10 protein-coding genes are annotated in these 13,165 nt (G+C 72.0%); 3 read left to right on the top strand and 7 right to left on the bottom strand.

The window, feature by feature from the left end; all coding sequences use genetic code 11:
• Positions 1 to 1,572 carry an NADH-quinone oxidoreductase subunit M gene (locus tag DMH12_RS19430; protein ID WP_125492813.1) on the top strand — a complete coding sequence of 524 codons (1,572 nt, stop codon included), beginning with the start codon at positions 1 to 3 and terminating at the stop codon, positions 1,570 to 1,572.
• On the top strand, positions 1,569 to 3,224 hold the full coding sequence (gene nuoN, locus DMH12_RS19425; protein ID WP_125492812.1) for an NADH-quinone oxidoreductase subunit NuoN: 1,656 nt from the start codon (positions 1,569 to 1,571) through the stop codon (positions 3,222 to 3,224). Before DMH12_RS19430 ends, nuoN begins: the two co-directional genes overlap by 4 nt.
• Positions 3,225 to 3,299: 75 nt before the next feature.
• On the opposite strand, the gene DMH12_RS19420 is transcribed toward nuoN, so the two are convergent.
• Positions 3,300 to 3,899: a Uma2 family endonuclease gene (locus DMH12_RS19420; RefSeq protein WP_125492829.1), complete on the bottom strand. Its 600-nt coding sequence runs from the start codon at positions 3,897 to 3,899 to the stop codon at positions 3,300 to 3,302.
• Between the two features lie 232 nt (positions 3,900 to 4,131).
• On the opposite strand from DMH12_RS19420, the gene recQ reads away from it, so the two are divergent.
• Positions 4,132 to 6,129 carry a DNA helicase RecQ gene (gene recQ / locus DMH12_RS19415; RefSeq protein ID WP_125492811.1) on the top strand — a complete coding sequence of 666 codons (1,998 nt, stop codon included), beginning with the start codon at positions 4,132 to 4,134 and terminating at the stop codon, positions 6,127 to 6,129.
• Positions 6,130 to 6,192: 63 nt separating this feature from the next.
• Here recQ and DMH12_RS19410 read toward each other — a convergent pair whose 3' ends face one another.
• From DMH12_RS19410 to DMH12_RS19385, 6 genes are read right to left on the bottom strand one after another with little or no spacing between them, the layout of a single operon-like run.
• Positions 6,193 to 8,922 (bottom strand): fumarate reductase/succinate dehydrogenase flavoprotein subunit, encoded by a 2,730-nt coding sequence (locus DMH12_RS19410; protein ID WP_125492810.1) that lies wholly within the window; start codon positions 8,920 to 8,922, stop codon positions 6,193 to 6,195.
• Positions 8,923 to 8,933: 11 nt separating this feature from the next.
• A complete protein-coding gene (locus tag DMH12_RS19405; protein ID WP_125492809.1) occupies positions 8,934 to 9,785 on the bottom strand; it encodes an ABC transporter ATP-binding protein in 852 nt (283 codons plus the stop codon).
• Positions 9,763 to 10,647: an ABC transporter permease gene (locus DMH12_RS19400; RefSeq protein ID WP_125492808.1), complete on the bottom strand. Its 885-nt coding sequence runs from the start codon at positions 10,645 to 10,647 to the stop codon at positions 9,763 to 9,765. Before DMH12_RS19400 ends, DMH12_RS19405 begins: the two co-directional genes overlap by 23 nt.
• Entirely contained in the window at positions 10,644 to 12,011 is a 1,368-nt protein-coding gene (locus DMH12_RS19395; RefSeq protein WP_125492807.1) for an ABC transporter substrate-binding protein, read from the bottom strand. Before DMH12_RS19395 ends, DMH12_RS19400 begins: the two co-directional genes overlap by 4 nt.
• A gap of 14 nt (positions 12,012 to 12,025) precedes the next feature.
• Positions 12,026 to 12,253, bottom strand: a complete 228-nt coding sequence (locus DMH12_RS19390) for a ferredoxin family protein (RefSeq protein WP_030145386.1) — start codon at positions 12,251 to 12,253, stop codon at positions 12,026 to 12,028.
• 33 nt (positions 12,254 to 12,286) lie between these two features.
• On the bottom strand, positions 12,287 to 13,075 hold the full coding sequence (locus DMH12_RS19385; protein WP_125492806.1) for a GntR family transcriptional regulator: 789 nt from the start codon (positions 13,073 to 13,075) through the stop codon (positions 12,287 to 12,289).
• Positions 13,076 to 13,165 lie beyond the last annotated feature (90 nt).

Raw genomic sequence — 13,165 nt, 5'->3', positions numbered from 1 at the left:
ATGTCCTTTCCCCTGCTGACAGTCACGGCGGCCCTCCCGGCCGTCGGGGCGATCGCCACGGCCGCCGTGCCGGCCGCGAAACGCACCGCGGCCAAGTGGCTGGCGCTGCTGGTCTCGCTGGCCACGCTCGCGCTGGCGATCGCGGTCCTGGTCCGCTTCGACCCCGGCGGCGACCGTTACCAGCTCACCGAGTCGCACTCCTGGATCGCGGACTTCGGCGTCCGGTACGAGCTGGGCGTGGACGGCATCGCGGTGGCGCTGATCGCGCTGACCGCGCTGCTGATCCCGTTCATCATCCTCGCGGGCTGGCACGACGCCGACCCGCTGGAGACCGGCAGCAGCCGGTGGCGGCCGACGCAGGGCTTCTTCGCCCTGATCCTGGCCGTCGAGGCGATGGTGATCATCTCGTTCGAGGCCACCGACGTCTTCCTCTTCTACATCTTCTTCGAAGCCATGCTCATCCCGATGTACTTCCTCATCGGCGGCTTCGGGGACCGGGCCCACGAGCACGGCGAGAAGACGGCGGCGACGCAGCGGTCGTACGCCGCGGTGAAGTTCCTCCTCTACAACCTGGCCGGCGGTCTGATCATGCTGGCCGCGGTGATCGGGCTCTACGTGGTCGCCGGGAACTTCTCGCTGACGGAGATCGCCCAGGCGCGGGCCAGCGGCGAGCTGGACATGGCGACCAGCACCGAGCGCTGGCTCTTCCTCGGCTTCTTCTTCGCCTTCGCGGTGAAGGCGCCGCTGTGGCCGCTGCACACCTGGCTGCCCAACGCCATGCAGGAGTCGACCGCCCCGGTCGCGGTGCTCATCACGGCGGTAGTCGACAAGGTCGGCACCTTCGCGATGCTCCGCTTCTGCCTCCAGCTCTTCCCGGAGGCGAGCAAGTGGGCGACGCCGGTCATCCTGGTGCTGGCGGTCGTCAGCATCGTCTACGGCGCGCTGCTCGCGGTCGGCCAGCGCGACATCAAGCGGCTGATCGCGTACGCGTCGATCTCGCACTTCGGCTTCATCATCATGGGCATCTTCGCGATGACCAGCCAGGGCCAGTCCGGCGCGACGCTGTACATGGTCAACCACGGCATCTCGACCGCGGTGCTGATGCTGATCGCCGGCTTCCTGATCTCGCGGCGCGGCTCGCGGCTCATCGCCGACTACGGCGGGGTGCAGAAGGTGGCGCCGGTCCTCGCCGGCACCTTCCTGATCGGCGGCCTCGCGACCCTCTCCCTGCCGGGCCTCGCGCCCTTCATCAGTGAGTTCCTGGTCCTGGTCGGCACGTTCACGCGCTATCCCGTGATCGGCATCATCGCCACCTTCGGCATCGTCCTCGCCGCGCTCTACACCCTCGTCCTCTACCAGCGGACGATGACGGGCCCGGTGAAGCCGGAGGTCTCCGCGATGCCCGACCTGCGGGTGCGTGAGCTGGTCGTGGTGGCGCCGCTGGTCGCGCTGCTGATCTTCCTGGGCGTCTTCCCGAAGCCCGTCACGGACATCGTCAACCCCGCGGTGGAGCAGACCATGTCCGACGTACACAAGAAGGACCCCCAGCCTGAGGTGGAGGCGGCCAAGTGAGCGCAACAGCCGTCCACAGCCTGTGGACAACGACGGCGGCGGCCGACCCGATCGCCAAGATCGACGCGCCGAAGATCGAGTACGGGCAGCTCGCGCCCACCCTCATCATCGTCGGCGCGGCGATCATCGGAATCCTGGTCGAGGCCTTCGTGCCGCGCAGGGCCCGCTACTACGCGCAGATGTTCGTGTCGGCCGTCGCGCTGGTCGCCGCCTTCGCCGCGGTCGTCGCGCTCGCGGCGGGCGGACACGGCACGACCAAGGCGGGCATCGCGGCGATGGGCGCCATCGCCGTCGACGGACCGGCCCTCTTCCTGCAGGGCACGATCCTGCTGGTGGCGCTGGTCGGCCTGTTCACCTTCGCCGAGCGGCGGCTCGACCCGGAGGCGCACGGCAACCGCGTCGACTCCTTCGCCGCGCAGGCCGCGGCCGTACCGGGCAGCGAGAGCGAGCAGAAGGCGGTCAAGGCGGGCTTCACCACCACGGAGGTGTTCCCGCTCCTGCTCTTCGCGGTCGCCGGCATGCTGGTCTTCCCGGCCGCCAACGACCTGCTGACGCTCTTCGTCGCCCTGGAGGTCTTCTCCCTCCCGCTGTACCTGCTGTGCGCGCTGGCCCGCCGCAAGCGGCTCATGTCGCAGGAGGCGGCGGTCAAGTACTTCCTCCTCGGCGCCTTCGCCTCCGCGTTCACCCTGTTCGGCATCGCCCTGCTCTACGGCTACGCGGGCTCCATGTCGTACGGCACGATCGCCCAGGTGGTCGACGGCACCGTGCAGAACGTCACCCCGGCACTCGCCGACACGATGGGCAACGACGCGCTGCTGCTCGTCGGCTCCGCGCTGATCGTCATGGGCCTGCTGTTCAAGGTGGGCGCGGTGCCGTTCCACATGTGGACGCCGGACGTGTACCAGGGTGCGCCGACGCCGGTGACCGGCTTCATGGCGGCGGCGACCAAGGTGGCCGCCTTCGGCGCGCTGCTGCGCATCCTCTACGTCGTCCTGCCCGGCCTGCGCTGGGACTGGCGGCCGGTGATGTGGGCCGTGGCGATCGTCACCATGCTGGGCGGCGCGATCGTCGCGATCACGCAGACCGACATCAAGCGGCTGCTGGCGTACTCGTCGATCGCGCACGCGGGCTTCATCCTCGCCGGTGTCATCGCGACCACGCCGGACGGCATCTCGTCCGTCCTCTTCTACCTGGCCGCGTACTCCTTCGTCACGATCGGCGCCTTCGCCGTGGTGACGCTGGTGCGCGACGCGGGCGGCGAGGCGACGCACCTGTCCAAGTGGGCCGGGCTCGGCCGCAGGTCACCGCTGGTGGCGGCGGTGTTCGCGATCTTCCTGCTGGCCTTCGCGGGCATCCCGCTGACCTCCGGGTTCTCCGGCAAGTTCGCCGTCTTCAAGGCGGCGGCGGAGGGCGGCGCGGCCCCGCTGGTCGTGATCGGCGTGATCTCCTCGGCGATCGCGGCGTTCTTCTACATCCGCGTGATCGTCCTGATGTTCTTCAGCGAGCCCCGGCCGGAGGGTCCGACGGTGGCGGTCCCGTCCCCCCTGACGATGACGGCGATCGGTGTCGGAGTCGCGGTGACGGTGGTACTCGGCGTGGCACCGCAGTACTTCCTGGACCTTGCCGGTCAGGCGGGGGTGTTCGTGCGCTGACGCGGCGCCTGCTGTGCTTGAGACGGCGGCCCGGCACCCCTCGGGGGGGCCGGGCCGCCGTGGTATGGCGGGCGACTACTTCCCCGGGGGCCGGGCCTTGACAGCGGTCAGGTCCAGGTCCATGGGGAAGGGCGCACTCAGCTTCATACGCTCACGGAAGATGCCGACGCTTGTGTAGGCACCGGTGGTCGGCTCCAGCTCGAAGGCGTGAACGACGGCGAGCCCCTTCTCGCTCTCCACGCGCCAGTAGTGTGGAATTCCCGCCCTGGCGTACTTCAAGGGCTTGGTCTCGCGGTCGCGGGAGACCGAGTCGGTGGAGACGACCTCGACTGCTAGCAGGACGGCCGTCGAGGGAAACCGGGTCTGAGCGGTCTCTGTCCAGGCATCGGCCCGAAACACGATGACGTCCGGCTCGGGCCTGTTCTGCGCGTCGATGTCGATCGTGAACTCGCGGAAGACCTCGTACTCGGCAGGTGCCAGCGACTGCAACTGCCATTTGAAGAAGTCGACAGCTCGTTCATGAAAGGCAGTCTGCGGACTCACGAAGACCAGGCTCCCGTCAATCAGCTCCGTATGCGGAGGCAGGTTCGGAAGCTGGTCCAGGTCGTCCGCGGTCCAGCCGCCCTCCGGCGGAACCGGCCAGTCGGGCGTGGACGCCTTCGGTGCGACGCTCATCAGTGCTCCCATGGGACGGAGTCTCGCGGGTGCAATCAGACTATCCGCCGGAAACGGGCGCGTCTCCTGCGAACGTGTGAACGGTCATTGTGTCCTTGACGCCGACGGCAGCAGGCTCCCTGTGGATAACTCCGAGGCTGTCGGCGCCGCCCCCTATCGTTGAGGCAGTGGTCGGGGCAGGGCGGACCAGACAGACCAGACGGGCGAGGCAAGACGTACGGGGGACGGGACGATGGGCGGGACGGGTGTGATCGGCGAGATGGCAGAAGCGGCAGAGGCGAGGCGCGTGGACGACGGGGGCAGCGAGGCGCTGGCCACGTTGCACCGGGTCTTCGGGTACGAGGCCTTCCGCGGCGAGCAGCAAGAGGTCGTCGACCACGTGGTCGCGGGCGGCGACGCCGTCGTGCTCATGCCGACCGGCGCCGGAAAGTCGCTGTGCTACCAGATTCCGGCCCTGGTCAGGCCCGGCACCGGCGTCGTGGTCTCGCCGCTCATCGCGCTGATGCAGGACCAGGTGGACGCGCTGCGGGCGCTCGGCGTGCGGGCCGGCTTCATGAACTCCACGCAGGACTTCGACGAGCGGCGCATGGTGGAGGCCGAGTTCCTCGCCGGCGAGCTGGACCTGCTCTACCTGGCGCCCGAGCGGCTGCGCCTGGAGGGCACCCTCGATCTGCTCTCCCGCGGCAAGATCTCGCTCTTCGCCATCGACGAGGCCCACTGCGTCTCGCAGTGGGGCCACGACTTCCGGCCCGACTACCTCGCCCTGTCGCTGCTCGGCGAGCGCTGGCCGGACGTCCCCCGCCTCGCGCTCACGGCGACGGCCACGCACGCGACCCACCGCGAGCTGACCGAGCGGCTGAACATGCCGACGGCGCGGCACTTCGTGGCCAGCTTCGACCGGCCCAACATCCAGTACCGGATCGTGCCGAAGACGGACCCCAAGAAGCAGTTGCTGAGCTTCCTGCGCGAGGAGCACCCGGGCGACGCGGGCATCGTGTACTGCCTCTCGCGCAACTCCGTCGAGAAGACCGCCGAGTTCCTGTCCCGCAACGGGGTGGAGGCGGTCCCGTACCACGCGGGCCTGGACGCGGGCACCCGCGCGGCGCACCAGTCCCGGTTCCTGCGGGAGGAGGGCCTGGTGGTCGTGGCCACCATCGCCTTCGGCATGGGCATCGACAAGCCGGACGTGCGGTTCGTCGCCCACCTGGACCTGCCCAAGTCGGTCGAGGGCTACTACCAGGAGACCGGCCGCGCCGGCCGCGACGGACTGCCGTCGACCGCGTGGATGGCGTACGGACTCAACGACGTCATACAGCAGCGCAAGCTGATCCAGTCCGGCGAGGGCGACGAGGCCTTCCGCCGCCGGGCCCAGTCCCACCTGGACTCCATGCTCGCGCTGTGCGAGACCGTCCGCTGCCGCCGCGGCCAGCTCCTCGCCTACTTCGGCCAGGACCCGGACCCGTCCGGCTGCGGAAACTGCGACACCTGCCTCACCCCTCCGGAGACCTGGGACGGCACGGTGGCGGCGCAGAAGGTGCTGTCCACGGTGGTGCGGCTGAAGCGGGAGCGCGGGCAGAAGTTCGGCGCCGGGCAGATCATCGACATCCTGCTGGGCAAGCGCACCGCCAAGGTGATCCAGTTCGACCACGACCAGCTCTCCGTCTTCGGCATCGGCGAGGATCTCGCCGAGAGCGAGTGGCGCGGTGTCGCCCGGCAGCTCCTGGCCCAGGGACTGCTCGCGGTCGAGGGGGAGTACGGCACGCTGGTGCTGACCGACGACAGCGGGGCGGTGCTGCGGCGGGAGCGTGAGGTGCCGCTGCGCAAGGAGCCCAAGAAGCCGGCGGCGGCACGCGGGACGGCCGCCCGCGGCGAGCGCAAGGCCAAGGCCGCCGCGGCCGAGCTGTCCGAGGAGCTCCAGCCGGCGTTCGAGGCGCTGCGGGCCTGGCGGGCCGAGCAGGCCCGCGAGCAGGGCGTCCCCGCCTACGTGATCTTCCACGACGCCACGCTCAGGGAGATCGCCACGGTATGGCCCACCTCCGTCGGACAGCTCGGCGGCATCAGCGGCGTCGGTGAGAAGAAGCTCGCGACCTACGGGGAGGGAGTGATCGCCGTGCTCGCGGGACTCGCGGGGGCGGCGCAGACGGCTCCCGCCTCCAGCGGCGACAGCGGGCCCGGCCCGGACGAGTGGCCCGACACCGAGCCCGAGCCGGAGCCCGAGGACTGGATATAGAGGACTGGACCCGGCTGTAGGGGACGCGGCCGGGGGGCCGGACGTCGCGGCCGGTCCTCGGCGTCACAGGGCCCGGGCCGCGTACGCCCTGACGTCGGCGTCGCTGTCGGTGGTCGCCGTGGCGAGGGCCGACCTGGCGTCCGGCGTACCGTCCGCGTGCCGGGTCAGGGCCAGGACCGCGGCCTTGCGCACGTCGGCGTTCGGATCGGCGAGGGCCTTGGCGAGGACGGGGACCGCGTTGCGCGGGAGGGCCGCGGAAAGAGCGCCGGCCGCCCCGGCCCGGACCTGCCAGGCGGGGTCGGCCAGCGCGGCGACCGCCCGTTCCGCGAGCGGCGCCGGGCAGCCCGTCCGGGCCAGGGCCGCGAAGGCCGCGCCGCGGACCAGGGTGTCGGGGTCCTCGGTGAGCCGGTCGAGCGCACCGCCGGCACCGGTGGGCGCCCGCAGCGTCCCCAGCGCCTTGGCGACGGTGACCCGGACCTCGCGGGACGGATCCTCCGCCGCCGGGGAGAGCGACTCCGCCGCGTCCAGGGACACCAGTCCGCGCACCGCCTCGATGCGCACCGAGGGGTCCGGGTCGCCGAGGTACGCGGTGAAGGTGCCGGTCTCGCCCAGCCGCAGAATGCGCAGCAGGTCGAGGGCGGTGGCGCGGACCACCGGGTCGGCCTCGGCCAGCGCCCGCACCAGGGTTTCGCCCAGGGCCGGTTCGGGCGCCAGCGTGTCGGCCAGTTCGCGCAGCGAGGCAGCGGCGGCGGCGCGCACCTCGCCGTCCGCGTCGGCCAGGGCGGCGGCCAGGACGGGACCGGTGCCGATGGGGGTGGTCTCGGTGAGCACGGTGACCGCCGTGCGCCGTACCGCGGGTTCGGGATCGGACAGGTAGGGCCGGAGGGCGGGCAGTTCGGGTTCGTCGTCGGCGAGGGCCAGCAGTTCGAGGAGGCGGGGGGAGACCGTGGCGGTGGGCTCGGAGGAGCCGCCTCCGCGCTCGTCGCCGGGGTCCGTGGGTGGCGTCCCCGTGGCGCGGGGCGCCGCGTCGCGCGGCCCGGCGGTCGCCACCTGCTCCGGGTGCACCTCGCCGAGGTGCCGGGAGACACCGCCGACCGGCGTGAACTCGTCGACCGGCACCAGATACGGAGCCACGGGACGGGCCGTGAACTCCATCGCACCGGAGGGGGACTTGTGCAGGTCGAGATGGTGGAACCAGGCGTCGTCGTCGCGCTCCGGGAGGTCGACGCGCTCGTGGTAGAGACCCCAGCGGGACTCGGTGCGGGCCAGCGAGGCCCGGGCGGCCATCTCCGCGCAGTCGCGGATGAAGGAGACCTCGGCGCAGCGCATCAGCTCGTGCGGGGTACGCGCGCCCATCGCCGCGATGTCCGCCCGCATCCGCTCGAAGGACTCCAGGGCGAGCGAGAGCCGGGCGCCGGACTTCGGCGGGGCCACGTAGTCGTTGACGAAGCGGCGCAGCTTGTACTCGACCTGGGGCTGCGGCGGGCCGTCGGGGTTGCGCAGCGGGCGGTAGACCAGCTCGTGCGCCGCACGCAGCTGGTCGGACGGCAGTTCGCCCGCGTACGCCGTGTGTCGCGACGCGTCCGCACCCGCCAGGTCGCCGAAGACGAACGCGCCGATCATGTAGTTGTGCGGCACGCAGGCCAGGTCGCCGGCGGCGTAGAGGCGCGGGACCGTGGTGCGGGCGTGGTCGTCCACCCGTACCCCCGAGGCGGAGTGGCCGCCGCACAGGCCGATCTCGGAGATGTGCATCTCGACGTCGTGGGTGCGGTAGTCGTGCCCGCGGCCCGCGTGGAAGGTGCCGCGCGTCGGGCGCTCCGTCGAGTGCAGGATCGACTCCAGCGCGGAGACGGACTCCTCCGGGAGATGGCTGAGCTTCAGGTACACCGGGCCCCGGTCGCCGGCCACCTCCGCGGCGAACTCGGCCATCATCTGGCCCGACCAGTAGTCGGAGTCGACGAAGCGCTCGCCGTGCCGGTTGACCTGGTAGCCGCCGAAGGGGTTGGCGACGTAGGCGCAGGCGGGGCCGTTGTAGTCCTTGATCAGCGGGTTGATCTGGAAGCACTCGATGCCGGTCAGTTCGGCGCCCGCGTGGTAGGCCATGGCGTAGCCGTCACCGGCGTTGGTGGGGTTCTCGTAGGTGCCGTAGAGGTAGCCGGACGCGGGCAGGCCGAGCCGTCCGGCGGCTCCGGTCGCCAGGATCACGGCGCCCGCCCGGACGGTCACGAACGCACCCGTGCGGGTGTTGAACCCGGCCGCGCCCACCGCCCGGCCCTCCGCCGTCAGGACCCGCACCGGCATCACGCGGTTCTCGATGCGGATCCGCTCGCGCATCTCGCGCCGCCGCAACTGCCGGTACAGGACCTTCTTGACGTCCTTGCCCTCCGGCATCGGGAGCACGTAGGAGCCCGACCGGTGCACCTGCCGGACCGCGTAGTCGCCGTGCTCGTCCTTCTCGAACTTCACCCCGTACGACTCCAGCCGCTGGACCATGGCGAAGCCGCGGGTGGCGGTCTGGCGGACGGTGGACTGGTCGACGATGCCGTCGTTGGCGCGGGTGATCTCGGCGACGTAGTCGTCGGGTTCGGCACGACCGGGGACGACCGCGTTGTTGACGCCGTCCATGCCCATGGCGAGGGCGCCGGAGTGCCGGACGTGGGCCTTCTCCAGGAGCAGGACGTCCGCGCCGTGCTCGGCCGCGGTCAGCGCGGCCATCGTGCCGGCGGTACCGCCACCGATGACGAGGACGTCGCAGGTGAGTTCTTCGGCGTCGGTGAGCGCGGGGATCTCCACCAGAGGGCCTTTCAGGAGCCGAGGGATGTCAGTACGTCGCGCCGCAGCGCCGCCCGTGCCGGATCGTCGTGCGCGGCACGCTCCCGGGGCCGGGGCACGTCGCGTACGGCGGTGAGGCGGCCGGCGCCGAGCAGGGCCACCCGGTCGCCGAGGAACAGGGCCTCGTCCACGTCGTGGGTGACGAAGACGACGGTGGCACCGGTGCCCCGCAACACCTCCACCAGCAGGTCCTGCATGCCGGCGCGGGTCTGCGCGTCGAGGGCGCCGAAGGGTTCGTCCATCAGGACGGCGCGGGGGTGTCCGGCGAGCGCGCGGGCCAACTGGGCGCGCTGGCGCTGGCCCCCGGAGACGCGGTGCGGCAACTGCCGTGCCTGCGCGGTGAGCCCGACGCGGTCCAGCCAGGACGCCGCCTGGTCGCGGCGTCCGGCGCGGGGCAGGCCCTGGATGGCGAGGGGGAGTTCGACGTTGGCGCGCAGGGTGCGCCAGGGCAGGAGGGCGTCCTCCTGGAAGACCAGCGCGCGGTCCGCTCCCGGGCCCGTGATCAGGTGCCCGTCCTGTTCCGCCGCCCCGGCCAGTGGGGGCAGCAGCCCGGCCAGGGTGCGCAGCAGGGTCGACTTGCCGCAGCCGGAGGGGCCGACGACGGTGAGGATCTCGCCGGGGGAGACGTCGACGTCCATGCCGGTCAGCGCGGTGGCGCCGGGGCGGCCGAGGGTGGCGTCGCGGAGGGTGAGCCGGGTGCCGCGAGGGGATCGGGTGCCGGTGGCCGTCTTCGCGCCGGTGGCGTTCTTCGCGCCGGTCGCGCTTCCGGTCGCCGTCCCGGCCCCGGTGCCGGTCCCGGCCTCAGTCTCGGACGAGGTGCTCATCGCGTGCCTCCTCGGTTTCGGTGCTCGTGGGCACGGCGGTGTCCGCGGACGAGGGTGCCGCGCCGGCCCGCCGTACGGACCTCGGCCGGGCGGCGGGGGCGTGCGCCGTGCGGGGCAGCCAGTGGGTCAGGCGGCGGCCCAGCAGTTCGACGGCGGTGGAGGTCAGCCAGCCGAGTACGCCGATGGTGACCATGCCGACGAAGACGCCCGGGTAGTCGACGACGGTGTAGTCCTGCCAGGTGCGGTAGCCGACGCCGTACTGGCCGGAGATCATCTCGGCGGAGATCACGCAGATCCACGAGACGCCGATGCCGACCGACAGACCGCCGAACACGCCGGGCAGGGCGCCCGGTAGGACCACCGAGGCGAGCACCCGCCACCGGCCGCCGCCCATGGTGCGGACCGCCTCCTCCCACGTCGGGGAGAGCGCGCGGACCGCGTGCCGGGTGGAGACCAGCACCGGGAAGAAGGCGGCGGTGCAGGTGATGAAGACGATGCCCTGCTCGTTGGAGGGGAAGAGGAGGATCGCCACGGGGACGAGGGCGATCGCGGGGACGGGGCGGATGACCTCCAGCACCGGGCCGAGCAGGTCCTCGGCCAGCCGGTAGCGCGCCACGAGCACGCCGGTGGCCACGCCCAGGACGGCGGCGAGCAGGAAGCCGGTGAGGATGCGGGTGAGGCTGTCGGTGAGGTCCGTCCAGTAGTCGGGTCCCGCCAGCCGGCCGGCGAAGGCGTGGGCCACGTCGGTGACGGTGGGGAACTGCGAGAAGCGCAGCCACAGGTCGACGTCCCGGCTGGTCAGCAGCTGCCAGAGACCGAGGGCGGCGGCGAGCGAGACGGCGCGCAGCGCGTACCGGATCACGACGCCCGCTCCAGTGCCTCGGCGTATGTGACGACGCGGGCTCCGCCGTGGTCGGCGACGTACTCCCGCGCGGTCTCCGGGGCGAGGAAGGGCAGCAGTTCGGTGCCGTCGGCCACCCACACCGACTGGTCGGCGAACCACAGGGTGCCGGTGGTGGCGTCGGGGACGTAGGCGGCGCGCACCTCGTCGAGGTGGGCGGCCACGTGCTTCAGCAGGGCGCCGGGGGAGGTGAAGGAGAGGGTCTTGCCCGCTCCCTTCGGCCAGACCTCCCCGGCCGGCTCCGGCGGCCCGGCGGCGAGCCGATCGGCGTACGCGGCCGTACCGAGCGCCTTCTTGACGTACCGGTCGTCGACGAAGGCGTCCACGTCGACGTCGCCGGTGAGCTTCGCGTCCCGGAGGATCGACACGTCCTTCTTGAGGGCCGCGACGAGCTGGGGCTTGATCGCCGGGTCGAAGGTGGCGATGCCCTGGGCACCGTTGTAGAGGTAGACGGCCTCGGCGGGCAGGCCGGTGGCCTTCGCGACCTTCTCGGCGGCGGCCACCGGGTGGGCGTCGAGATAGCCGGTCGCCTGCGCCTGGGCCCTCAGGAACGCCTCCAGTACGGCGGGGCGCTCCTTCGCGAAGTCTTCCCGGGCGGTGACACCGTGGAAGGTGGGCAGGTCGAGCCGCGCACCGTCGTACAGGGCCTTCGCCTTGCCCTGGTGGGCGAGCAGGCCGGGCCACGCGACGAACTGGGACAGGGCGTCCGCGCTGCCCGAGGAGAGGGCCGAGGCGCCCACCGCGGGCTGCTGGTTGAGTTTCTCGATGTCCTCGGCGGGGTCGAGACCGGCGCGTTGCAGGGCTCGTACGAGTGTGCCGTCGGCGGCCGAGCCGACGCTCGTCGAGACCTTCTTGCCCTTGAGGTCCTTCAGGGAGGTGAGCGAGGAACCGGGCGCGGTCACGATGGTGTTGAGGCCGCCGCGGAGGTTGTAGCCGGTGACCGAGACCAGGCGGGTCGGCTTGCCGAGCTGCTTGCCGCGGGCCGCGTTGATGAGCAGCGGGAAGTCGCCCATCGAGCCTATGTCGATCTTCCCGGCGGTCATCTGGGCGGTGATGGGGGCGCCGGTGGCGTAGTCCTGCCAGTCCACCTTGTAGGTGACGCCGTCGCCGAGGGAGTTGAGCTGCCGCTCGAAGTGGCCGAGGGAGCGGAGCAGGGTGCCGGCGGTGACCGTGTTGATCGTCCGGGACTGGTAGCCGACGGTCACGGTGACCGTGGAGCCGTCCCCGCCGGCCGACGCCTCGCCGCCGCAGGCGGTGAGGGAGAGGAGCAGGGCCACGGCGGCGGCGGACGCGGTGGTGGGGAGCGCGGTGCGTTTCGGTTTCATGGGAGTCGGCCTCTTCACCGGAGCAGGTAGGGCATGTTGACCGTGACCGCCCCGGTGGGGCAGCGGGCGGCGCACGGGCCGCAGTACCAGCACTCGTCGACGTGCATGTAGGCCTTGCCGTTGCGCTCGTCGATGGCGAGGGAGTCCAGCGGGCACATGTCCACGCAGAGCGTGCAGCCTTCGATGCACTTCGACTCGTCGATGGTCACGGGCACGTCGGCCCGCTGGGGCGCCAAGGGCATGGCTGTCTCCAGGGAGGGGCGCGGAAGGGGTGGTCAGAGGGACCGGCGCAGCAGGCCGCTCATCGCGATGCGGTCGCCGCGGAAGCGGACGAACTCCAGGTCCACGGGGCGGCCGTCGGCGAGGTGGGTGAGCCGTTCCAGCATGAGGACGGCGGTGCCGCGCGGCGCCTCCAGTACGGCGGCGGTGTGCGCGTCCGCGGTGACCGCCTCCAGGGTGACGTCGGCGTGGCCGAGCGGCCGGCCGGTGACGGATTCCAGGAGGCGGAAGACGTCGGTGTTCTCCAGGTCGGCGCCGAGCAGGGCGGTGCCGATGTCGAGGGGCAGGTAGGTGAGGTCGAGGGAGAGGGGGACGCCGCCCAGGCGGCGCAGACGCTCGATGTAGAGGACGTCGGCGCCGGGCGGTACGCGGAGGCGTTCGGCGACCGGGGCGGGGGCCGGCACGGGGACCGTGGTGCGGACCTCGTTGGTGACGCGGCCCTGTTCGTGCAGTGTCTCCGCGAGGCCCATCAGGCGGTCGAGTCCGTGGGCGTACTTGCGGGCCACGACCACGGTGCCGATGCCGGGCCGGCGGGCCACGAGGCCCTCGGTGCGCAGCAGTTCGAGGGCCTGGCGGACGGTGTTGCGGGTGGCACCGTAGTCGACGGCGAGGGCGTCCTCGTGGGGGAGTGTGCCGTCGGGGAAGGCGTCGTCCAGGAGTTGGCGGCGGAGCAGGTCGGCGAGCTGACGGGCCCGGTCGGCGCGCAACCGGCGGCGCGCGCGGTGGGCGGCGACGGTGGTCGCGCCCTGGCCGGCGTGGTCGCGGATGCGGTCGGTGGGCGGCATGGCTGGAACCATACCTATCCGGTGGGGTTAGTGGTGTTGCTGGATTGTTGCGCCACCGGGGGCTCCGCCGGGTGGGGGGATGAGCTGGGG

The organism is Streptomyces sp. WAC 04229 (assembly GCF_003947455.1).
Taxonomy (GTDB): Bacteria; Actinomycetota; Actinomycetes; order Streptomycetales; family Streptomycetaceae; genus Streptomyces.
The sequence above is the reverse complement of the archived record's forward strand: the minus strand, read 5'-3'. Positions and strand labels throughout refer to the sequence as shown.

What these genes read in the sequence shown, in the direction of transcription:
- recQ (WP_125492811.1), top strand. Translation starts at nt 4,132, where the DNA reads ATGGGCGGGACGGGTGTGATCGGCGAGATGGCAGAAGCGGCAGAGGCG.
- DMH12_RS19430 (WP_125492813.1), top strand. Translation starts at nt 1, where the DNA reads ATGTCCTTTCCCCTGCTGACAGTCACGGCGGCCCTCCCGGCCGTCGGG.
- DMH12_RS19405 (WP_125492809.1), bottom strand. Translation starts at nt 9,785, where the DNA reads ATGAGCACCTCGTCCGAGACTGAGGCCGGGACCGGCACCGGGGCCGGG.
- DMH12_RS19420 (WP_125492829.1), bottom strand. Translation starts at nt 3,899, where the DNA reads ATGAGCGTCGCACCGAAGGCGTCCACGCCCGACTGGCCGGTTCCGCCG.
- DMH12_RS19395 (WP_125492807.1), bottom strand. Translation starts at nt 12,011, where the DNA reads ATGAAACCGAAACGCACCGCGCTCCCCACCACCGCGTCCGCCGCCGCC.
- DMH12_RS19390 (WP_030145386.1), bottom strand. Translation starts at nt 12,253, where the DNA reads ATGCCCTTGGCGCCCCAGCGGGCCGACGTGCCCGTGACCATCGACGAG.
- DMH12_RS19385 (WP_125492806.1), bottom strand. Translation starts at nt 13,075, where the DNA reads ATGCCGCCCACCGACCGCATCCGCGACCACGCCGGCCAGGGCGCGACC.